Source organism: Actinomycetota bacterium (genome assembly GCA_040757835.1).
Taxonomy (GTDB): Bacteria; Actinomycetota; Geothermincolia; order Geothermincolales; family RBG-13-55-18; genus SURF-21.
The window spans coordinates 1-21,206 of the sequence record JBFLWJ010000016.1 but is presented as its reverse complement, the minus strand read 5'-3'; the positions used below and the strand labels follow the sequence as shown (position 1 = coordinate 21,206).

17 protein-coding genes and 1 pseudogene are annotated in these 21,206 nt (G+C 62.3%); 12 read left to right on the top strand and 6 right to left on the bottom strand.

The genetic code is table 11. From position 1 onward, the window contains the following. Positions 1–128: 128 nt before the first annotated feature. Entirely contained in the window at positions 129–950 is an 822-nt protein-coding gene (locus AB1384_12115) for a 4Fe-4S binding protein (protein MEW6555018.1), read from the bottom strand. Between the two features lie 157 nt (positions 951–1,107). Between AB1384_12115 and AB1384_12110 the strand changes: the two genes are divergently transcribed. Further along, positions 1,108–1,611: a zinc-ribbon domain-containing protein gene (locus AB1384_12110; GenBank protein MEW6555017.1), complete on the top strand. Its 504-nt coding sequence runs from the start codon at positions 1,108–1,110 to the stop codon at positions 1,609–1,611. 235 nt (positions 1,612–1,846) lie between these two features. Here the strand turns inward: AB1384_12110 and AB1384_12105 are convergent, their stop codons facing one another. Beyond that, positions 1,847–3,397: a lactate racemase domain-containing protein gene (locus AB1384_12105; GenBank protein ID MEW6555016.1), complete on the bottom strand. Its 1,551-nt coding sequence runs from the start codon at positions 3,395–3,397 to the stop codon at positions 1,847–1,849. Positions 3,398–3,542: 145 nt separating this feature from the next. Beyond that, positions 3,543–4,733 (bottom strand): CoA transferase, encoded by a 1,191-nt coding sequence (locus AB1384_12100; protein ID MEW6555015.1) that lies wholly within the window; start codon positions 4,731–4,733, stop codon positions 3,543–3,545. A 483-nt stretch (positions 4,734–5,216) separates the two neighbouring features. Here AB1384_12100 and AB1384_12095 point away from each other — a divergent pair, with 483 nt between their 5' ends. Further along, positions 5,217–6,494 (top strand): AMP-binding protein, encoded by a 1,278-nt coding sequence (locus tag AB1384_12095; GenBank protein ID MEW6555014.1) that lies wholly within the window; start codon positions 5,217–5,219, stop codon positions 6,492–6,494. A gap of 371 nt (positions 6,495–6,865) precedes the next feature. On the opposite strand, the gene AB1384_12090 is transcribed toward AB1384_12095, so the two are convergent. Next, positions 6,866–9,457 carry a HEAT repeat domain-containing protein gene (locus AB1384_12090; GenBank protein ID MEW6555013.1) on the bottom strand — a complete coding sequence of 864 codons (2,592 nt, stop codon included), beginning with the start codon at positions 9,455–9,457 and terminating at the stop codon, positions 6,866–6,868. A 138-nt stretch (positions 9,458–9,595) separates the two neighbouring features. Between AB1384_12090 and AB1384_12085 the strand changes: the two genes are divergently transcribed. The 8 genes from AB1384_12085 (at position 9,596) to AB1384_12050 (ending at position 17,302) form a co-directional block, all read left to right on the top strand. Further along, entirely contained in the window at positions 9,596–10,261 is a 666-nt protein-coding gene (locus AB1384_12085; protein ID MEW6555012.1) for an L-threonylcarbamoyladenylate synthase, read from the top strand. A 13-nt stretch (positions 10,262–10,274) separates the two neighbouring features. Next, positions 10,275–10,904 carry a hypothetical protein gene (locus AB1384_12080; GenBank protein ID MEW6555011.1) on the top strand — a complete coding sequence of 210 codons (630 nt, stop codon included), beginning with the start codon at positions 10,275–10,277 and terminating at the stop codon, positions 10,902–10,904. Between the two features lie 52 nt (positions 10,905–10,956). Next, positions 10,957–11,415 carry a ribose 5-phosphate isomerase B gene (rpiB, locus tag AB1384_12075; protein ID MEW6555010.1) on the top strand — a complete coding sequence of 153 codons (459 nt, stop codon included), beginning with the start codon at positions 10,957–10,959 and terminating at the stop codon, positions 11,413–11,415. Beyond that, complete coding sequence (gene glyA, locus AB1384_12070) at positions 11,412–12,662, top strand: serine hydroxymethyltransferase (protein ID MEW6555009.1); 1,251 nt, start codon at positions 11,412–11,414, stop codon at positions 12,660–12,662. The genes rpiB and glyA overlap by 4 nt, the downstream gene beginning before the upstream one ends. A 36-nt stretch (positions 12,663–12,698) precedes the next feature. After that, complete coding sequence (locus AB1384_12065) at positions 12,699–13,154, top strand: cytidine/deoxycytidylate deaminase family protein (GenBank protein ID MEW6555008.1); 456 nt, start codon at positions 12,699–12,701, stop codon at positions 13,152–13,154. Position 13,155: 1 nt separating this feature from the next. Then, complete coding sequence (locus AB1384_12060; protein ID MEW6555007.1) at positions 13,156–14,310, top strand: MraY family glycosyltransferase; 1,155 nt, start codon at positions 13,156–13,158, stop codon at positions 14,308–14,310. 302 nt (positions 14,311–14,612) lie between these two features. Next, entirely contained in the window at positions 14,613–15,842 is a 1,230-nt protein-coding gene (locus AB1384_12055) for a radical SAM protein (protein MEW6555006.1), read from the top strand. A 101-nt stretch (positions 15,843–15,943) separates the two neighbouring features. After that, positions 15,944–17,302 carry a sensor domain-containing diguanylate cyclase gene (locus tag AB1384_12050; GenBank protein MEW6555005.1) on the top strand — a complete coding sequence of 453 codons (1,359 nt, stop codon included), beginning with the start codon at positions 15,944–15,946 and terminating at the stop codon, positions 17,300–17,302. A gap of 179 nt (positions 17,303–17,481) precedes the next feature. Here AB1384_12050 and AB1384_12045 read toward each other — a convergent pair whose 3' ends face one another. Beyond that, positions 17,482–18,201, bottom strand: coding sequence for a polyprenol monophosphomannose synthase (locus AB1384_12045; protein MEW6555004.1), 720 nt, complete (start codon positions 18,199–18,201; stop codon positions 17,482–17,484). 279 nt (positions 18,202–18,480) lie between these two features. Between AB1384_12045 and AB1384_12040 the strand changes: the two are divergent. Continuing rightward, positions 18,481–18,723: pseudogene (locus AB1384_12040) on the top strand (DUF11 domain-containing protein). Between the two features lie 16 nt (positions 18,724–18,739). Here the strand turns inward: AB1384_12040 and AB1384_12035 are convergent. Further along, positions 18,740–18,865 (bottom strand): hypothetical protein, encoded by a 126-nt coding sequence (locus tag AB1384_12035; protein ID MEW6555003.1) that lies wholly within the window; start codon positions 18,863–18,865, stop codon positions 18,740–18,742. 76 nt (positions 18,866–18,941) lie between these two features. Between AB1384_12035 and AB1384_12030 the strand changes: the two genes are divergently transcribed. After that, positions 18,942–20,369, top strand: coding sequence for a hypothetical protein (locus AB1384_12030; protein ID MEW6555002.1), 1,428 nt, complete (start codon positions 18,942–18,944; stop codon positions 20,367–20,369). Positions 20,370–21,206 lie beyond the last annotated feature (837 nt).

Sequence of the window (21,206 nt, the reverse complement as noted above, 5' to 3'; positions counted from 1 at the left end):
ATCATAATATTCCCAGCAAAGCAAGCTATGCCGATAATATTTATTCTGTAAAGCAGATGGCGATTCTGCCTGCCCTTTAAATGTTTTAGTCTCCCCGTTCCTGCGGGGCATCAAGCGCTTTCTCGCCCTCAGGAGCCGATGTTCACCTTGGTGCTGATGCGCTCGATGCAGGCGTCGATGAAGCTCGGGTCGTCGATGCGGATGCTGATGGCCTCCTGCTTGCAGACCATGGCGCAGCGGCCGCAGCCCTTGCACTCCTCGCCGATGACCGCCTTCTTGTTCACCAGCTCCATCTGCTTGAAGATGCACGCCTTCACGCACTTGCCGCAGCCGTTGCATTTCTCCTCATCTACGGTGATGGAAAGACCTTCCATCTTCACCAAGATGTCGCGCGCCTCGCGAGACGCTAGTGGTATGCTGGTGGAGATACAGCAGCACGGGCAGCAGTGGCAGATGGTCATGAGGTCGTGGTGGTCCCTCTGTACGCCGAGCATGATGGCGTCACCCTTGAACTTTCCCACGCAGGAGACGAGGCCCGCCTCCGTTGCCTGGTGCAGGTGCTCCAGGGCTTCCTCCATGCTCACCAGGCGCCCGACCTCGGGATTGACGTATTGCACCGCCGGGCCCAGGAAGGTACAGCCGAAGGAGGGATCGAAGTCCTGGCAGTCATTGCCGCTGCGGCAGGGACAGCGCGACAGGATGAGGCGGTGGCTCGCGTTGCGGATGAAATGCTCGATTATCGAGGTCGGGGCGGCGGCCCCGGTGGGCAGTTCCATGTTCTCATACACCGGTATGTAAGTGAGGGTTGTATTATCCGAGTTCATCGCACGGTGGCCCAGTTGCTTGAGGATAGGATAATTGGTGAGTTTGAACACGAAGTCCTTGTGTTTATACTGGCTGAGTATAAAGTCGAAACTCCTCTTGCCGCGTCCTTTGTGCCTGATGATCATGGCGACTCCCCCTGTTTTCCGACACAGCCTCGGTTTGATGCAAGGATATTACCATGCGAACATTATTCGACGCAATGTCGGTTTACGGAGAAAGTCTCAAGCTTGCATCGCCTGTCGTTCCATCCTAGTATTGGATGATCTCGTGCAGGGAGAGTATATGGAGGTAAACATGCAGCTATGTCCCAAATGCGGTTCCGAGAATTCCGATGGCGCCTCCTTCTGTTCCCTGTGCTATCAGCCTTTCGGCGCAAGTGTGCCCTCTGCCGGCAGCGGGGATGAAGCCACCGCCAAAACGAGCCTGAAGCATCAGCGTATACCGGTGCCACCGGACACGGGCAGAGAGGACGGTGCATATGCTCCAATGCCTGAGTTCAGAGAAGACAAAGCCCTCATTAGGATCCCGGGCGTGGTCGGGATCGAAGGGATCTCCGAAGGCCAGCTGAGACAGGAATTGAAGCAAGGCGGCAAGTTCGTGGTCTTCCAGTACTGCTGTTCCCTGCTTATCGTGACGTTCAGGAGGGTTTCGCCGGTCTTTTTCGTTCGCGCCGGGAGGAGCGGTATCCTGAATGGCATGAGGTATTCGCTGATCTCTCTTCTGTTGGGGTGGTGGGGATTCCCCTGGGGGCCGGTGTTCACAGTGGGATCCTTGTTCAACACTTGAAAGGCGGGATCAACGTAACGGGTGAAGTGGTCAGGGGAGGTAGGGTCATCGTCCCGCAGGACCTGTTGAGTGGCAAAGATTATCATGAACGGAAGCAGTATTCACGGCCGGTCCGTATCGCCGCAGGGGTAGCTATAGGCCTGATGTGGCTTATCATCTTCCTGATCATCTATTCCACGTTCTTTGAGTGATCGCGACGAGGGACGCCCCAGTCCTCGATCGATGGAGTCCCGTCCTACCTTACGGCTTCCTCCAAAGCGAATCGGGCTGAGACCACGTCGGTGGCGAAGATGGGCGGGACCGAGAGGTGGGTGATGGAGTAGCCGTCCCCCAGGGTCTCAGCCGCCATGTGCCACGCTTGCGGCAACGAATCTGCGGCCTCGAAACCGAGGTGTTCCACCACCTCGCGTTTCTTCGCCCCCACCACGATGACCCGCTCCAGGTGCTCCATGGCCAGGCCGCCCCAGTACCAGACGTAGAAGGGGTGCACGCCGTGGTAGGCGTGGTGGTGGCGGTATGCCTCGATGTACTCTTTGCGGTCGGCGAAGTCCTCCTCGAAGCGGACCTCCATCTCCCGCGAGTCGCGGGTCTCGGCCAGTACCTTCTCGTAGAACTCGATGTAGGGGAGGTGGTGGCGCTGGTGGAAACCGGGGAGGAAGGGCTGCATGAGCACCAGCACCCCTCCCTTGCGCACCACCGGCTTGCGCATGTGCAGGTTGAAGACGTAACCAAGGGCGGAGTTCATGGCCAGCAGGGGGTTCATGCGCGAGAAGGCAGCATAGGGGCAGATGTTGGGCAGGGCCAGGAAGAGGGCGTCGCTCTGGCCCTCCACGCGCACGTTCTGCTGCCGGAAAAGCGCTTCCAGGGTTTTATCGTGCACCGCTTCCGGGTCGCCGGCGTGGACGGCCATGGGCGCGTAGGCGCTCCGCAGGGCGGAGGAGACGGCGGACTTCACCGCCTGCGGGAAGTGACGGGACAGCTTGAAGGGGAGCGGCACCCCGTTCCTCTTCAGGGAGAGGTAGGAGTCGAGGGGGCCAGGCCACACCCGGTTGTTGAGCACCGTCTCTACGCTCATCACCTTCGCATGCCGAGCCAGGTATCTTCCCTGTGCGCGCAGGATATCGTGGAAGTGGCTCCCCGGGTCCATGATGGTGCCGCCGTCTATGAGCACGGAGGCGTTGTGGTGGGGGCGTATCGAGCGGTAGGTGCCCAACCCCACCATGTAGCTCTTCCAGCCTCCGTTCATGCTCGTCCAGTTGACGTTGACGTAGATGGTGAGGTTCGACTCCAGCAGGGCGCGGTTTACCTCCACCGGGTATCCCTCCGCGGTGCTTCCCAGGTCCACGGCGCCCACCGGATCCTCGGCGTCGTGGTTGGCGATATGCGACGGCCCCATCACCGCCCACACCCGCCTGCCGAGCACGTGCCTGAGTTCACGCTCCGTCCACTTGCGGTGCAGCCCCACGGCGCAGATAAGGGATACCCGCTCCCTTTTCACCCCCAGGGCGAAGAGTTCCTCCAGCACCGCCTCCACTGCCAGCCCGCGCGGGTCGCGCAGCACGGGTGGGAGGGGAAGGCAGGGGTCGTCGAAGGCGATGGTCACCCGGGACTCCGGGCCCACCAGTTCCGCCAGGGGTGAGCAGCCCAGGGGGTCACGCAGCGACGCCCTCACCGCGCCCTGGTAGTCCACCAGGGGAGCTACGGGAGGCGGCGCCTCGATAACCCGGGTATGCTCGGGAAGCTCCACCCGCACGATGTCGTCGCCGCAGAAAACCAGCCTCTGCATGACATACCTCCGTATCAGAGGTCAGGTCTTAGATTTTGGATACCCTGGTATGTAATGGTATAAAATGGCAAACATACCCTTATCGTATAGCGATTATGGAAGCGGCATCCTCACTCGAAAATCCAAGATCCAAGACCTGACCCCATTAACCCATGATGCCGGAGGAGAGGACCTCCTCCACCTGCGCGGCGTCCTTGCCGAGCACCGCCTCCAGCAGCCAGCGGTTGTCCTGTCCCGGGGAGGGGGCGGGGCCACGGGGCCTGATCTCGCTGCCCAGGGCCTTCATGGCCGAACCGAAGATGGGTATGGTCCCAACGCCCGGCTGCTCCAGGTCCACCAGCATCCCCCGCGCCGCGGTATGGGGGTGCTCGACCACCGTTTTGACGTTGTTCACGGGCGACCCCGGGACGCCGTGCTCCCGCAGCAGATCCCATATCTCTGCGTCACTGAGGCCGGAGGCCCACTCCTCGATGATCTTCTTCAGCTCGGCCTCGTTGGCGTTGCGGGCCATGAGGTCCTTGAAACGCTCGTCCTCCGCCAGTTCCGGCTTGCCCATGGCGTTGCACAAGTTGTGGAAGGGCTGGTCCCCGATGCAGATGAGCATTACGTAGCCGTCCCGGGTGGCGAAGGCATCGAAAGGGGTGACGTAGGGGTAGCGGTTGCCGGTGCGCTGGGGGATGTTGCCGGTGACGGTATAGTCGACGAACTTGGCCTCCAGCAGGTTGATGGCCACGTCGTACATGGAGACGTCCAGGTAGTCCCCCTCTCCGCTGCGCTCGCGCGCGAAGAGGGCGGCGCAGATGCCGTAGGCAGCGAAGAAGGCGGCGGAGATATCCACGATGAGCGTCCCCGCCCGGGTGGGAGGCCCGTCGGGATAGCCGGTGGTGGACATCAACCCGCTCATGGCCTGGATCACTGCGTCATAGGCGGGAAGATCCGAGAGAGGGCCGTACTGCCCGTATCCCGAGATAGAGCACATCACCAGCTTCAGGTTGACCTGCTTGAGGGCTTCATAGTCCAGGCCCAGCTTCTTCATCACGCCGGGGCGGTAATTCTCCACCAGCACGTCCGATGCGGCCACCAGTTCCTTGAATATCTCCACGGCACGCGGGTCCTTGAGGTCCAGGACCACGCCGCGTTTGCCGCGGTTGAGCACGGCGAAAGAAGCCGAGAAGCCGTCCTTATAAGGCGGGAAGAGGCGCGCCTCGTCACCCAGCCCCGGCCGTTCCACCTTGATCACCTCCGCCCCCATGTCCGCTAGGAAGAAGGTGCACCCCGGCCCGGCCACGGTGTTGGTGAAGTCTATGACCCTTATCCCTTCCAGCATGGAACGCATCGCCGATACCTCCTCTAATTCGGGTCGTGGACTCTGCATCATATTATTCCCCATGTGATTGCTTTGATGCATACGTGGGTCGTGGGGTTTTCCTCCACGATAAAAAAGGTGATATTGAAATTTGGTTAAGCGCACTGGCATCGCGGAGGGTGACCTGGCGGAGCTCGCTCGAGAGGAAGGATTGGGCAATGGGCAATGGGACATGTCCGAAGTGTAACGGGGCCATGGATGGCGGGGGGCCAGCTGCTCGCGCGGCTACTTCCTCTACAAGTCCAGACCATCAAGACCCGAAATCTGCGACCACGCCCATCGGCAAGGCGCAGGTCTGCTTGCAGTGCGGCTATGTGGATCTCTTCCTCGACCCCGCGCAGCTCGGGGAGAACCTGAAGGGCAAGACGAAGGGCCCCCGGCTCTGGTGATGCATGCGGAGGCCGCGCTTCGTGTGATTGACACGCAAATACGGCGCGCGTGAGAATAGCGGGTATGTTGCAGAGAACCCGGCTGGCCGTGCGGCGCCTGCTGACCATGGCCAACCTCTTCGAGAACCTGGCCGTTATGTACGGCGACCGCGAGGTCCTGGACCTGGCGGAGCCCCTCGGCTACAGGCTTTTCCCCCACGCCGTGCTCAACAGCGGCGACTGCCTGCGCTTCACCAACCTGGCGGCGGAGGCCTTCATCCGCGACCTGGACCTCAAGAAAGGGGAGCGGGTTCTCATCCTCACCCCCAACAGAGGCGAGTTCATGCTCCTGGCCGCCGCTACGATCAAGGCAGGGGGCATTGTGGTTCCCCTGGACTCCACCCTGCCTGCCGGCGAGATACGAGGCCGCGCTGAAGGCTGCGGAGCGACCCTGGCCGTGGTGGAGGGAAGGATCCTCACGGAGCGTCCTGAGCTTATTGGTAATACGCCGGGGGTCGAACGCATCATGGCCTCGGGTCCACGCTCCGGTGCGCCCGACCGGGTACCTTCCCTGGACGAGGCCATGCAAGTCTCCTCCGGGTTCTTCCTCCCCTACACCCTCAAACCGAGCAACGTGGTGGGCCTGTTCTACAAGGAGCTGGGCGAGGGTTCGCTCAAAGCGGTCATGGCCACCAACCAGGGGCTGCTGGGCCAACAGCTCAAGGTGATGCCGATGATGCCGCCACGGCCGGGAGACCTCTGCCTCCATGCCGCGGGCCTGGATACCACCGGCGGTTTCAGCGCAGCCGCGCTGGGGTTGTGTATGGGGTTGCGCATGCGCTTCGTCCCGTCGCCCGGCCCCGCGGGCATCCTCACCGCCCTGGAGGCGGAAAGACCGGCGGTGTTCATGGCGGCGGCCGGTACCTATACCGGTCTGCTGCAGGCTGGAGCGGACAAACGCGACCTCTCCTCCGTACGCCTCTGGCTTGCGGCGGGAGAACCGCTGCCGCGCGATGTGCCGGAGGCATTCCGGGGGTTGTCTCGGGGGCGGCCCGCCGCATTCCTCGAGGCATACGACGCGGGGGGGAGGGCGACGGTGCTCGCCCTCAAACCGGCCCTCTCCTTTATCGCCTGGCCTGAGGGGTGCCCGGGCCTGGTACTGCCGCCCAACCGCGCCGGGGTGTTCGACGAGGAAGGCAGGCCGGTGAAGGGTGGCGGCGAAGGAGAGCTTGCCATCAGGGGCCCCGCCGTCACCCCCGGATACTGGAACGACATAGAGGGGACCCTTGCGGCCAAGCGCGACGGTTGGTTCCGCACCGGCATCAAAGCTTCCATGAGCCGTTGCCTGATAAATCTGCGATAGTGGTCCGCACCTACCCAGATCGTCTCAAGCAAAGAGCCGTGCATATCAGAGCTGAATCGAGAACTCGGTTCGGGTGTCGCCTATATATAACCACTTTCCCGAGATCCGGGAGTCGGTCTGAGATGAAGGGTGTCTTCGCTGCTCCTGGCCCGAGAACTACCAGGTCGGTCGCAGCGTACGCGCAAATCCCAGGTTTCTTTTGCCCTTGAGATAACACTGCCAACGACCACTACTTCTCCATCTGGGCGTACGCGCAAATCCCAGGTTTCTTTTGCCCTTGAGATTGGCTGCGCGTTAAGCGAGACCGTTACCTGGAGGCTCGGGCCGGAAATGGACCGATGGAGAAGACGGATAGCTCCGGGCTCGGGAACCTATTGGGCCTGGACGGCGGGTTCCTCGGCGGGCTGGTCCTCCTCGACACTGGCGACGACCTTCCTGCGCTGGATGCTCCTCTGCGCCTCCAGCACCGCCCGCCGCACCGTGTCGCTACGGTCGCTGCTGAACTGTTGGAGGATGTCACGGCACTCGTCGCTCCCTATCCTGCCGAGGGCCAGTGCCGCCGCCGCGCGCAGCTCGTCCCTCCCCTTGGCCAGGAAGGGGAAGAGGGACCGCTTCTGCAGGATGCTCTGGCAGTAGGGGATGGCGGAATAATCGCCGATCTCCCCCAGTGCCCACAGCGCCGCGGTCTTCACCGTGTTGCTGTAGTGGCGTTCCTTCTTGAAGCTGCGGGTGGGCTTGATCACGTTCATGAGGATGGGCGCGGTGGAGACATCGCGCATACGCCCCAGCCCGATACATGCCTCCCGCTGCACCTGTTCGTCCCGGTCGCCCAGGGCCTCCACCAGGAGCGCGGTGGTCTCGGGGGTGCGGATCTTGGATAGCGCCTTGATGGTCTCCCGCCGCACCTCCGGGTTCTGGTGCTTGATGAAGCGCGCCAGGGACTGGATGATGGAACGGTTCCCGATCTCCGCCAGGATGGAGATGATGTTGCGGTACATGTGCCAGGGATTGTACTTCTCCAGGTCGTTTATGAGGGTGAGGATGGCGTCCTTGCCGATGCTCTCCAGGGCCTCGAATGTCACCCGCTTCACCAGGAGGTCCTCGCTGTCCTTGAGCACCTGGATGAGGGGCTGCACCGACTTGTCCTCGAACTTGATGAGGATCTCGGCCACCTCGGTGATGGTCTGGATGTCGCCCTCGCGCAGGATGTCGGCCAGGTTGTCCAGCACCTCGTCGTTGGCTACCGTGGCCACCGCCTCCAGGGCGATGCGGCGCTGTTCCGGCTTGCGCGTGTCCTCGGCGCTGTTGTGCCGCCAGAAGGTGTCGATGATCTGCAGTGCGGAATCGTAATCCTGGGAGAGGATGAAGGTGGACGCCAGGCTGGCCAGGCAGGCGGAGAGGGTGGTATAGACCTCGCTGAGCTCGCGTTCCCGCTCCAGGCGTTCCAGCAGGCGGTCCTTCATCTCGTAGGCCACCGGGAACTCCTGCAGGCGGCGGCTCATCTCCAGGGCCGCCGGGATGTTGCGCAGGGTTTCCGCCGTCTTCAGCCTGATCTCCGGGCTCATATCCTCCAGGTTGTCCAGCAGGTTCTCGACCAGCTTGAGCACGGTATCGTGGCGACGGGCACGGTAGAGCTTCTGCAACAGCCGGGGGATGTTCTCGTCGATGGTCAGGTCGGCGGTCAGCTCGTCGATGTCCAGGGTCAGGCCCTCGTTCACCAGCATGTTGCTTATCTGGTAGACGAGGGTGCTGGACCCGGCGTCGCCCTTCTCGCTGGTGCCGTTGACTATCTTCTTCCACATGTCCGCCTGGAAGATGCGGTCGCTCACCCGCGACTCCCAGGGCTTGCCCACGGAGGCCTGGTAGATCTCGTCGATGAGGGAGGAGAGCATCCCGTAGCGCAGCTCCTGCTCGGGGGCGAAGGCGGTCTCGGGGTCGTTTACCACCCTCTGCAGGGCCTCGTGTTCCCGGATGGTGCTCTCCAGCAGGTCGAGCACCTTGTTTTCGCGCAGGATCTCCAGGATGTTCTTGCGCATCTCCAGCTCCCGCAGCGCCTCGGGCTTGTCCATGAGCAGGAACCCCTTGAGCTCCGACGGCTCCAGGAAGGCCGCCGCCTTGGCGATCTCCTCCGCGTCCATGCGGCGCAACTCCTCGTCGTCCAGCTCCTTGAGCAGCAGGGCCGTTTTCTCCAGGGTCTCGCAGATCTTGTCCAGGGCCAGATCCGGGTCTTCCTCCTCGACCACGATCTCGCGCACCGCCTGGCGCAGCAGCAGTCCCAGGCGCGGCGGGTTTCCCATGATGTCCCGGATGGTGTCCTCGCCGGTGTTCTCACGGCTCTCCTTGCCGGTGATATAGTTGACGAACCTCTCGTCCTTGAGCTTCTCGTTGAGGCGGCGCAGCTCTTCCTCCTTGAAGCGGGTCTCGCCCTCCTTATCCTCCTCGCGGGCCTCCGCCGCTATGATCTCGTCGTCGGCCACGGAGACGAAGCGCTTCTCGTTGACCAGGATGTGATAACAGCCCTGCCTGCCCATCTCCTCGGCCATGCCGCCCAACTGGCGCAGTTCCTCCGGCTCCTTGGCCATGATGTAGAGGAACTTCAGGAACTCGTCCTGCTCCATGCCGACGGAGAAGGTGATGCTGTAGATGTCCCTGCGCCGCAGGCTGTCGAGGAAGGAGAGCACGGGCGGCCTGACCTGGTCGCGGTCGTGCAGCTTCTCTCCGTTCACCAGGAGCAGGTTGTCGGCCTCTCCCAAAGTCAGCTTGCCGGTCTGGGTCAGCAGGGGGTCCATGCGGGCGTAGGCGGTCTCCACCGAGGCGGCGATCATGTCGCTGGTTGGAGGGTACATATGGATGTTGATGGTCGCGGCGTTGAGGGCGATTAGGAGTTCCACCGCTTTGCGCGCGAGTTCCTCTTCGGCTTCTCCGCTCCCTGTCTCGCCTCGACCTACCTTATCTTCATCCATCTCTCTGTCCACCCGGAACCATGGAAACGCCTCTCTAACTATTGATTATCGACAGCGACCAGAACCGACATTAGAATATTTCACGCCCGCGATGCCATCTCCTCCATGTGACCGATGGCGGACGGCTATAATAGCCCTATGGTGGAGATTATCCGGTTTCAGGACGTGGACCAGGACGCCCTGCTCTGGCGGTGCGAGGAAACCCTTGCCGCGGGCGGGCTGCTGGTCATGCCCACCGATACCGTTTACGGGCTCGTGGCGCGGGCGGACATGGCCGCCGCCGCGGAGGCCGTCTTCGCCGCCAAGGGCAGGGATGCGGAGAAATCGCTGGTGGTCATGGTGGCCGGCGTGGAGGAGGCGGCGTTGCTCGCCGCCCCCCAGTTGCGGGGACCGCTGCGGAAGCTGGCCTCGTTCTGGCCGGGCCCGTTGACCCTGGTGGTGGAGGCCGGGGACGTGCCCTGGCGGAGTAACGTGGCGCCCGCTTCCGGCTCGCTGGGGATAAGGGTGCCGGACAGCCCGTTTCTGCTGCGCCTGCTTGCCAGGAGCGGACCGCTGGCCGTGACCAGCGCCAATATGGCGGGAGAGAAGGAGCCGGCCGGCTTCGCCGCCATCGATCCGCGCGTGCTCGCGGCGGCCGCCCTCGCGCTGGACGCCGAAGAGAGCGGTTCGGGGACGCCATCGACCGTGGCGGAGATAAAGGAAGGCGCCGTAAGCGTCCTGCGCCAGGGCGCGATCACGGAAGATGAACTGAACCAGGCGCTGATGGCGGGGGAGAGGGGCGGGCATACCGCGCACGCCTCGTGAAGAAGAAAGGGAAGTGATCGAGCTGCTGGACATACTGTTCGTGTGCACGGGCAACCTGTGCCGCAGTCCCATGGCCGAAGCCATGTTCCAGGCGAAGGTGATAAACGACTACCCCGCACTGGCGGCCCATACTCTCATCCATTCCGCCGGGACTTCCGCCATCGACGGCAACCCAGCCACCTCGTCCGCCATCCAGGCCATGGACCTGTGGGGGATCGACCTTGAGCCGCACCGGGCCTCGGAGCTGACCGCTGGCATGCTGCTCAAGGCGGACTTGGTGCTGGCCATGGCCAGGGAGCACCTGCTCACTATAGGACGCCTGGAACCCCAGGCGCTGAAGTGGAGCACGACACTCAAGCACCTCGCCTCAAGATCGGACATGATAACCGGGCGCCTGGGCGGGGAGACTGTGCATGACGAGATAGCGGCACGCGCCCGCATCAAGAAGGTCTTCGAAGTGCTGGGCGAGCGGGCCGGGGGCGAGGACTTCATGGCCGATGCCCAGGCGCGGGGCTCTGATATAATTGACCCCATTGGAAGTTCCCTGCGGGTCTACCTTGGAGTAGCCGAGGACATCGAGAGCGCCATCGATGACGTACTTGTAGCCATATTCGGGCAGACGGAGACGGCGGGCGAGGCATAAGGCGTGGGCCGCACGGGACGTACCGACCGGGACCATGGGAGTGACAAGAGAGATGAAAGTAGCCCTGGGGTGTGACCATGCAGGCTTTATGCTCAAGGATGTCGTGGCGGCATGCCTGGCGCAGGCGGGGCACGAGGTGCTGGACGAGGGCACCGATTCGGACGCATCCTGCGACTGGCCCGATTTCGCCGAGCGGGTGGCGCGGCGCGTTTCCACCGGCGAGGCGGACAGGGGCATCGCCCTCTGCGGCACCGGCGTAGGCATGGCCATGGCCGCCAATAAGCTGCCCGGCGTGAGAGCGGCTCTCTGCAACGACCTCTATACCGCCCGCTACAGCCGCATGCATAACGATGCCAACGTGCTGACCATGGGGGCGCGGGTCATCGGGCCGGGGGTGGCGGAGGAGATAGTGCGCACCTGGATGGAGGCGCCGTTCGAGGGGGGCCGCCATGCCCACAGGCTGCAGAAGCTGGCGGAGATCGAAAGCCGATACGGAGGAAGAGACGCATGAGCGGTGTGGGCGAGATAGCGAAGGTGGACCCCGAGATAGCGCAGGTGGTGCGGGACGAGCTGCACCGGCTGCGCCACAAGATAGAGCTCATCGCCTCGGAGAACTTCCCCTCCCTGGCCGTACTGGAGACGGCGGGAACGGTGCTGACCAACAAGTACGCGGAGGGATACCCGGGCAACCGGTGGTACGGTGGCTGCGAATACGTGGACGTCGCGGAGGAACTGGCGATAGCGCGCGCCAGGAGCCTGTTCGGGGCGGAGCACGCCAACGTGCAGCCCCACGCCGGGGCGCAGGCCAACACCGCCGTCTATTTCTGCGCCCTCAAGCCCGGCGACAGCATCCTGGGCATGGAGAAGACCGCCGGCGGCCACCTCACCCACGGCACCTCCGCCAACATCAGCGGCGCCCTCTACGACGCCCACTTCTATGGCCTCAACCGCGAGACGGAGATGCTGGATTTCGAGGAGATAGCCGCGGTGGCGCGGCAGTGCCGCCCCAGGCTGATCATCGCCGGTGGCAGCTCTTACCCCCGCGACATCGATTTCGCGGCCTTCCGCGCCGTGGCCGACGAGGTCGGCGCCATGCTCATGGTGGACATGGCGCACTTCGCGGGTCTGGTCGCGGGCAAGGTCCATTCCGACCCGGTGCCCCACGCCGAGTTCGTCACCACCACCACCCATAAGACGCTGCGCGGCCCGCGTGGAGGCATGGTCCTCTGCCGGGAGCGCTTCGCCCAGTCGCTGGACCACGCCGTCTTCCCCGGCGTGCAGGGCGGGCCGCTGATGCACATCGTCGCGGCGAAGGCGGTGGCGCTGCTGGAGGCATCCAGGCCCGAGTTCGCCACCTACGCGCGGCAGATCGTCAGCAACTCCAGGGCACTGGCGGGCGCCCTGCGGGAACGCGGCCTGCGGCTGGTGTCCGGCGGCACGGATACCCACCTCCTGCTCATCGACCTCAGGCCCCTCGGGCTCAGCGGCAGCGAGGTGGAGCAAGCCCTCGACGCGGTGAAGATCACCGCAAACAAGAACAATATCCCCTTCGACGACAAACCCCCCGCGGTGACCAGCGGCATCCGGCTCGGAACACCGGCGGTGACCACGCGCGGTATGCGGGAGGCTGAGATGGCCGAGATCGCGGACCTCATCGCCCTGGTGGTGCAGAACATGGGAAAGGAAGAAGTGCTGCGCCGGGTGCGGGAGAGAGTCGAAGAGCTCCTGGCCGGCTTTCCTCTCTACCCCGAACTTTAACGGCGCCGGAGCCGCGGCGATTCCGGGAGTTATGACATGACCAGGCCGAGTTGGGAAAGATACTTCATGTCCATCGCCAGGCAGGTAGCCATGCGCTCGACCTGCCTGCGGCGCCAGGTGGGCTGCATCGTCGTCCTCGAGAAGCGCATCGTCTCCACCGGCTATAATGGCGCGCCCTCCGGCCTCCCCCACTGCGAGGAGGTGGGCTGCGTGCGCGAGACGCGCGGGGTCGCCTCGGGAGAGAGGCACGAGTTGTGCCGGGGCCTGCACGCCGAGCAGAACGCCATCATCCAGGCGGCCATGCACGGCACCGCGGTGCGCGGCGGGAGCGTGTTCTGCACTCACAAACCCTGCATCCTCTGCACCAAGATGCTCATCAACGCGGGGGTAGAGCGCGTCTATTACCGTGAGGGCTACGAGGACGAGATGGCCGACGAGATGGCACGCGAGGCCGACCTGCTCCTCGTCCACCTGGAAGACGAGGGGGCCTGAGGTGATCTACATCCTGGCCTTCGCGGCCTCCCTGGTACTGGTGCTTGTCCTGACCCCCCTGGCCCGCCGCCTCGCGCTCTGGCTGGGCGCCATCGATATGCCCCACGACCGCAAGGTGCACGAGAACCCTACGCCCACCCTGGGGGGCGTGGCCATCCTGCTCGCGGTGGTCATCTCCCTGCTTATCTGCAAGGTGCTGGTGACCTATTCCTCGGCCCTGGCCAAACCGGAGGGCATGGTGGACGCCCTCTCGTCCTACCAGCTGCTGGGCATCATCCTCGCCGCGACTTTCATCGCCATGATGGGTGCCGTGGACGACATGCGCCACCTCTCTCCCTGGATGAAGCTGGCCGGACAGGTGATGGCGGCCCTGGTGCTGGTGTCCTTCGGGGTGGAGGTCACCAGCCTCGCCCTGCCGCGCGGCAACGTCCTGGACCTCACCGCCAGCCCCGTGCTCTCCATGCTGCTTACCATCGTATGGATGGTGGCCTTCACCAACATCATCAACCTCATCGACGGGCTGGACGGCCTGGCGGCCGGTATCGTGCTCATCTCCGCGGCCGCCTTCTTCTATTACGGCTCGCGCGTAGGCGGCGACCCCAACACCCTGCAGGCCATGGTGATATCGGCGGCCGTGGGCGGGGCGTGCCTGGGTTTTCTGAGATACAATTTCTTCCCCGCCAGCATCTTCATGGGGGACTCCGGGGCGCAGTTCCTTGGTTTCATCCTCGGGGCCATCAGCATCCAGGGCATCCTGAAGCGCACCGCCGTCGCGACCATGTTCACCCCCATCATCATCCTGGCCGTCCCCATCATCGACACCGGGCTGGCCATCTTCAGGCGAGCCAGAAAAGGGAGGCCCTTCCACTACGCCGACAAGGAGCATATCCACCACCGCCTGCTCTTCATCGGCCATTCCCAGCGCCAGGCGGTGCTGATCATCTACCTGTGGACGGCGCTGCTCACCGGCATCGCCCTTTCCCTCGAGTTCGCGGCCAACAAGACGGTCGTCCTTATCCTCCTCGGCGTCGGCCTGCTCGTCTTCCTGGCCACCACCCTGCCGCGCATCGTCATCGGAGGCAGGGAGATGGAGAAGGAAGAAGAGGAAGAGGAAGAAGAAAGAGGCGGGGCACTGGAGGGCGGGGGAGACGTTTGAACGTATCGGCCTTCCTGCCGTATGGCGCAGCCGTAAAACCCATCCCGGCCCGTGGCTTCCGGCCACTGCCTTCCGCCTCCTGCTGAGTCCTGTCATGCCCGGCCCGTCCCTATGGTGGTAATCTTGTGGCGGCCGGGATGCGTGCCCAAGATGGTAATATAATATGACTTTATAGTATAATAACACTAGCCATTAATAGGTGTTGATATATGTGCCGAAAGAGAGTAAGAAATGGATTTGGCCCCGGCCTTCGCGGGGGCCGGCTGACGCAGCAATATAAGCAGGAGAGGTGTTAACCGCAAATGCCGCAGACAGTGATACGAGAGCGCGAAGCGAAGCTGACCAGGAAAGCGCGAAGGAACTTCTACCAGGCACTCGGCCCCCCGACCTTTCCCATCTTCATGGTCGCGGGCGGATGGATCCTCAAGACCATCGGGCCGCACATGCCCTTCATCAAGTTCGCGCGCCCGGACAGGTTCTCCTACCACCTGCCGCCGGTGAAGTCGCACGCTTACGAGAGGTTCTACCGCAATATAATCGACCGGGGGTTGGGCAGGGAGTGGGGTCCCCACGCCGTGACCATCGCCGTGACCCATGACTGCAACGCCCACTGCGTGCACTGCAGCGCCTTCCGGCGCAGCAGCGAGGGGACCTTGACCACGGGGCAGTGGTGCGGCGTCATCGACCAGTGCGCGGAGCTGGGCATCACCGACATCATCATCACTGGCGGAGAGCCGCTCATGCGCACCGACTTGGACGTGCTCATCCGCCGCATCGTCGAGAACGACTGCGTGGCCGACGTCTTCACCAACGGGTCCCTACTGAGCGAGGAGAACCTGGACAAGCTGCAAGCAGCCGGGTGCGACACCATCTTCGTCAGCCTGGACAGCCCGGTCCCCGAGGAGCACGACCGGCTCAGGGGGGTGCCGGGCCTCTACGACCGCGTCATAGATGGCATCGAGAGGGCGGTCTCCCGGGGCATGGCAGTGGGCATCTCCACCTACATGAGCCGCGAGACCATCGCCAGGGACTACCACCACAAGTTCCTGGCCCTCTGCCGGGAGCTGGGCGTGAAGGAGCTCACCGTCTTCGACCTGGTCCCCACGGGCAAGTGCATAAAGCAGGACGAACTCATCCTCAGCGACAACGAGCGGGAGGTCTTCCGCGTCATCCAGGAGGAGCAGTGGAAGGACTTCAAGGGGCCTCGAGTCTGCCTCATGTGCCACGTCAACGACCCTCACATCATGGGCTGCTTCGGTGTCAAGTGGCAGATACACATCACCCATAACGGGTTCGTCACCCCCTGCGACTTCAACCCGTTGCATTTCGGCAACGTCAAGGAGGAGCCGCTGTGGGACATCTGGCACCGCATGAAGCTGCATCCCGAATACGACCGTAAGACCATGACCTGCCGCATGCAGGACCCGGAGTTCAGGCGCAAGTACATACACAAGATACCCGACGGCGTGGAGCTGCCCTTCCCCATCGACATGGTTGACGGCGAACACCGCGAGGCCGCCTCGCGGCGCTGAGCCGCCGCAGGGAATAGAGCATTTCTTTCCAAGCGTGGTGACTATACCTTAAAATAATCGTGGGAACGGTCAGCGGCTGCGTTCAAGGGCTCGAGGCATAGATGGGAAAAAGCACGCGTATCGCTTTCATCGGATTCAACCCCAGCTGCGCCCGGCTGGTGCAGGTCCTTTCATCCGCTCCGGGCGTGGAGTTCACGGGTATCCTGGAAAAAGAGATCCCGGCGGACTGGCCTTCCCAGGAGAAAGTCCCCCCGCTCTTCACCGCCCGCAAAGAGCTGTTCTCAGCCGCCGACCCCGACCTGCTGCTGGTCGCCGAGGATACGGGCGAGATCAAGGGCGCCCCGGCCAAGTGCCGCGTCCTCAACGTACACGAGGGCTCACCCACGGCCTGGCTCATCGAGCTGCTGCCCGCGTCGCTCCAGGGTGAGGCGGCGGGAGAAAAGGAGATGCTGGAGATCGCCTCGATCTGCGCCAGCGTGAACATAGTCGAGGCCTATTCCGATCCCATGCCCAAACTGGTGCAGCTGCTGGACCGGGCCATGGCCATCAGCGGGGCGGAGCTGGGCGTGATCCTGCTTCCCGGGGACGTCCTGGACGAGCTGGACGTCGTGCTCGCGCGGGGCCAGGGAGCCCATGAACTGGTGGGGCGAGGACTGAGCGCCACCGGCTCGTTGTGTGGGGTGGCCTTCGATACCGGGGTCATGCAGCAGGCGGAGCTGCACGGGGGCCTGGAGGAGGCTAGTTACCTCGAGGGGTGCGGTGTCGGAAGGATCCTGGCCCTACCCCTGCGGGCCGAGGGCAGGGTTATCGGGGTCTTCGCGCTGGGGCGCGGCAGCGGCACGTTCGACCCGCACAAGACTCCCCTGCTTACGCTGGTGGCCGACCAGGCGGGGCTGGCGGTGCTCATCTCTCGCCTCTATTCCGAGCTGGAGACCAACGTGGTCAAGGACTCGGCCAGCGGCCTCTTCAACCTGCACTACTTCCAGCACCAGTTGAGCCAGGAGGTCAACCGCGCCCGGCGCTACAGCCTCAACGTCTGCCTTCTCTTCTTCGAGATCGACGACTACGAGGGGTATATCGAGCGCAACGGCCGTTACATGGCCGACTTCATCCTCTCCGACCTGGGTAATATCGTGTTGCGCAACACCAGGGAGGTGGACACGGCGGCCCGCTACGGGGAGAACCTCTTCGCCGTCCTGCTGCCCGAGACCAGGCGGTTGGGGGCCATGCGGCTGGCGGAGCGCATCCGCAAGGTGGTCGAGGAATACCCCTTCCCGTCCCGGGAGAAGAAAGAGGTGGAGAGCCTCACCGCGTGCGTGGGGATATCTTCTTTCCCCGCCAACGCCGACAACGACGTGGACCTCATGAACAAGGCCATGGCCGCGCTCACCGCCGCCAAGGCCGCGGGCCCCAATAACGTGCGGCTCTACTCCGAAAGCGCCAGCGAGGACACCGCCTGATCAAGGAGCCCCGGGCCGCTGGAATCCCATCAGACCACTGGTGAGTCCCCTAACAGGCCAATAAGACGATCTCTTACATGCGCAAACAGATCAGCCTCATTGCCAGCCGGCATGCGCCGTGATGTTGAGGACTTCTCTTCGAGTGGGGAGAAGAACGCGGTCTTACAGCCGGGTGGCGCTTATGCGCGGCGCAGGTCGGCGTACTTGCGGCGCAGGCCCCAGACGACGCGCAGGCCCTCCCAGAAGATATCAGAACTCATCTTGGATTCCCCGCCCTCGCGGTCGACGAAGAAGATGGGCACCTCGGTGATGCGAAAACCGAGGGTCTCGGCCACGAAGGTCATCTCGATCTGGAAGGCATAGCCCTGGGAGGTGACGCGGTCCAGGGGGATGGCCTCGAGCACGCGGCGGGAGTAGCAGCGGAAGCCGGAGGTGGTGTCCACCGTCTTCGTACGCGCGATGAGCTTGGTGTAGAGGTTGCCGCCGCGGCTGATGAGCCAGCGGAAGAAGCTCCAGTCGGGCGCGCCGCCCCCCTTGACGTAGCGCGAGCCCACCGCCGCGTCCGCCTTGCTGGCCGCCTCGTAGAGGCGGGGGAGGTCGTCGGGGTTGTGGGAGAAGTCCGCGTCGATCTCGAAGCAATACTGGGCGCCGCGCTCCATGGCATAGCGAAAGCCGGCGCGGTAGGCGGTGCCCAGGCCCTCCTTGCCCTGGCGGTGCAGCACCTCGATGCGCTCGTCCGCGGCGGCCAGGCGGTCGGCGATGTCGCCGGTGCCGTCCGGGGAGTTGTCGTCCACGATGAGCACGCCCAGGTCCAGGGGTTGCTTGAGTATGGACTCCACGATCCGCTCGATGTTCTCGCGTTCGTTGTACGTCGGTAAAACTACGGTTAACTCGCGCATGGGAAGATTATAGCACCTGAAGGCCCCCCGCTCATTAACCTCTCTTGTAGTTGACTTACCTAGCATTGGATTGAGGGCGCTGGATATGATGTAGCGCTAAGGGAACCAAAAGGTCCCGACTTTTTCTCACTCTCAGGAAGGACAATGCCTACCAGCGGTAGAAAAACTGCTCATACATTTCATAGAAATGTATCTAAGGCAAATTCTCTTCTCTCAAGGGCTATTTGAAGAACTGGCGGATAGGGAGGTCGCTATGGGCTATGGGGTAAGGAGCAAGCCATGAAAAAAACCAGGGGAATGACCGCGCTTACGTGTGTTCTGCTTCTGCTTTCAAGCGTGCTGACGCTCTTTGCGGCAGGCTGCATCAATTACGGCAGCTCAAGCAAGGATGTTGACAAGACAGAAGCAGCCCCAGGGGAAACGCTCACCTATACGCTGAATATCATCAACTCCGGCGACGAGGCATCAAGTAACACGGTCATCACCGACCAGATAGACCAGAATCTCGAGAACGTGGGAAACATAACGGGGGGGGCGTTTATAACTCCGGCACCAGGACCATCACCTGGAGCCTGGGCACCGTCCCCAGCGGCGGGGGGACAACCCTCACCTTCACCGCCGATATCGTCTCCACGACTGCGCCGGGGACGGTAATACAAAACACCGCGAGTATCTCCTATACTGGAGGCGGCCCGCTCGCGAGCAATACCGTCCAGACCACGGTCATCGCCGCAAATCCCTTGGACCATTTCGAATTCGCTCCCATATCCTCCCCCCAGACCGAGGGCCAGGCCTTTCCCGTGACCATCTACGCCAAGGACGCATCCGGACAGACGATATCGGATTTCGAGGACACCGCCAGCCTTTCTGACCTTACGGGTACCATCAGCCCCACCGTCACCCGGAACACCTACGTGGCCCTGGATGCGGGCTCCCACCATAGCCTGAGCATAAGCTCGGGAGGTTCGCTGTGGGCATGGGGGAACAACGACCAGGGGCAGACAAACGTGCCCGCCGGCAGCGACTATGCGGCCGTCTCCGGAGGCGCCAACCACAGCTTGGCCTTACGCACCGATGGTTCACTCGCCGGTTGGGGGTTCAACAACCATGGTCAGGCGACCCCGCCGGCAGGGAATGATTTCACCGCCGTTGCCGCGGGCGGGTTCCACAGCCTCGCCCTACGCACAGACGGCACCCTCGCCGGATGGGGAGAGAACCTCTACGGCCAGGCCACGGTGCCATCGGGGAACGGGTATGCGGCTGTCTCAGCTGGATTCTATCACAGCCTGGCACTGCGCACGGACGGTACCCTCGCAGCCTGGGGCCTCAACAACTATGGCCAGACCACTGTGCCCGCGGGGAATAATTACGTAGCTATAGCCGCCGGCAACTATCACTGCCTCGCCCTCCGTTCGGATGGCACCATCGCCGGCTGGGGGTACAACGACCACGGCCAGGCCACCCCGCCCGCGGGAAGCGACTTCGTGGCCGTCTCCGCCGGCAACTACCATAGCCTTGCTCTCCGTTCTGATGGATCGCTTTTCGCATGGGGCAACAACTCCTACGGCCAGACGACGGTTCCCTCCGGCAGTGACTATACCGCCATATCAGCGGGAGACCACCACTGCCTGGCCCTCAGGGAGGACGGCACCATCGCCGCTTGGGGATATAACGGATACAGCCAGACCACGGTACCGCAGGGCCACTTCACGGGCGGGGTGTTCACGGGCATGGTGACTATCGGCGCCCCTTACACCTCGGACGTCATCACCGCCGAAAGCGATGGCAAGACCGGAAGCTCGAATGCCTTTACTGTCATGCCGCTGCTGCCCGATTTCGGAGCCTCTTTGAAGCAAGTGGGCACGGCTGAGGTCACCCCGCAAGGTACCCTCGCCTATAGCCTGCAGATAATAAATGGTGGGGCTGGGCCGGCCACCCAGGTCGCAGCCGTCGACTACCTGGATTCCAACCTGGAGAACATCACGGACATCAGCGGGGGAGGTTCATACGACCCAGGCGAGCACAAGATCACCTGTCAGACAGAGGTTTGCATTGTCACGCTGCTTTTGGCGGTGGAACGCCTGGCGTGTCTGCAGGCGCTCTTGTCAATAAGGCTCCGAGCGTGGAAGGAAAGAGCACGACTGGAGTTGAGGTCGGATATTGGGTAGAGTATGGTGAATACATAATATTGGATGAATATGGCAACGAGGTTGGTCGCCAAACCTATATAGGCGGATCTATTGGCCCTGGATTCTGGGTAACATTGTCTGAAGTAGAGTTGTTCTAACCCTTCAAAATCATTATCGAAATATTGACTTGCATGCCCTCGGGTATTATCAAGGAAATAATATGGCAAATAATCGAACAAATGAACAGGCAGATTGGATAGGATTATTATGTACTGGGAGATAGGCTTACGTAGCGTGTTGTTCCTACTTCTGTCAAGTGCTATCTGCCTGATCATTGCATTTATATACTCCAGAGTTTTTAGAAACCCCGAAAGATATGCGGAATATTACAAGTTCTTCGGTATATATTTCTTGGGTAGCCCATGGGTATGGAAAAGTAGATATCAATTTGCAGTTGGTTTGTCCGTTGCCTTATCTTGTGCATTTTTTATAGGGGCGGTTATTGTTACCCTTCTCATTATTATCTAACTGTAGAATAATAGCCATAATATGGGAGAAAGAAGGTTGATCAAAATGCTAAGACTTAATAGAACTACTGGAGTGTGATTGTCTATTATGCGAGAGAGATCAACTTGTGCCTGCAGAAGAAAGACGAAGATCTTCCTCTTCATCATAGTGTCCATGCTTTTTGCCGGGACTTATCTTGGTTGTGGTATTAATAGGGACTTATCCTCTCCGGAGAAGGCGTTACCGGAGCGTGTCAACGATTATGAGACACCTACCTTGTGAATTTAGGGAGCAACCACCTCCTTCCCGGATACTAACGAGTTATCCTGCGAGTCCATCGGCTTGTTGATCCAAACCGCCAGCGGCAGC

What these genes read in the sequence shown, in the direction of transcription:
- AB1384_12090 (MEW6555013.1), bottom strand. Translation starts at nt 9,457, where the DNA reads ATGGATGAAGATAAGGTAGGTCGAGGCGAGACAGGGAGCGGAGAAGCC.
- rpiB (MEW6555010.1), top strand. Translation starts at nt 10,957, where the DNA reads ATGAAAGTAGCCCTGGGGTGTGACCATGCAGGCTTTATGCTCAAGGAT.
- AB1384_12110 (MEW6555017.1), top strand. Translation starts at nt 1,108, where the DNA reads ATGGAGGTAAACATGCAGCTATGTCCCAAATGCGGTTCCGAGAATTCC.
- AB1384_12055 (MEW6555006.1), top strand. Translation starts at nt 14,613, where the DNA reads ATGCCGCAGACAGTGATACGAGAGCGCGAAGCGAAGCTGACCAGGAAA.
- AB1384_12105 (MEW6555016.1), bottom strand. Translation starts at nt 3,397, where the DNA reads ATGCAGAGGCTGGTTTTCTGCGGCGACGACATCGTGCGGGTGGAGCTT.
- AB1384_12065 (MEW6555008.1), top strand. Translation starts at nt 12,699, where the DNA reads ATGACCAGGCCGAGTTGGGAAAGATACTTCATGTCCATCGCCAGGCAG.
- AB1384_12100 (MEW6555015.1), bottom strand. Translation starts at nt 4,733, where the DNA reads ATGCGTTCCATGCTGGAAGGGATAAGGGTCATAGACTTCACCAACACC.
- AB1384_12085 (MEW6555012.1), top strand. Translation starts at nt 9,596, where the DNA reads ATGGTGGAGATTATCCGGTTTCAGGACGTGGACCAGGACGCCCTGCTC.
- AB1384_12045 (MEW6555004.1), bottom strand. Translation starts at nt 18,201, where the DNA reads ATGCGCGAGTTAACCGTAGTTTTACCGACGTACAACGAACGCGAGAAC.
- AB1384_12050 (MEW6555005.1), top strand. Translation starts at nt 15,944, where the DNA reads ATGGGAAAAAGCACGCGTATCGCTTTCATCGGATTCAACCCCAGCTGC.
- AB1384_12115 (MEW6555018.1), bottom strand. Translation starts at nt 950, where the DNA reads ATGATCATCAGGCACAAAGGACGCGGCAAGAGGAGTTTCGACTTTATA.
- glyA (MEW6555009.1), top strand. Translation starts at nt 11,412, where the DNA reads ATGAGCGGTGTGGGCGAGATAGCGAAGGTGGACCCCGAGATAGCGCAG.
- AB1384_12095 (MEW6555014.1), top strand. Translation starts at nt 5,217, where the DNA reads ATGTTGCAGAGAACCCGGCTGGCCGTGCGGCGCCTGCTGACCATGGCC.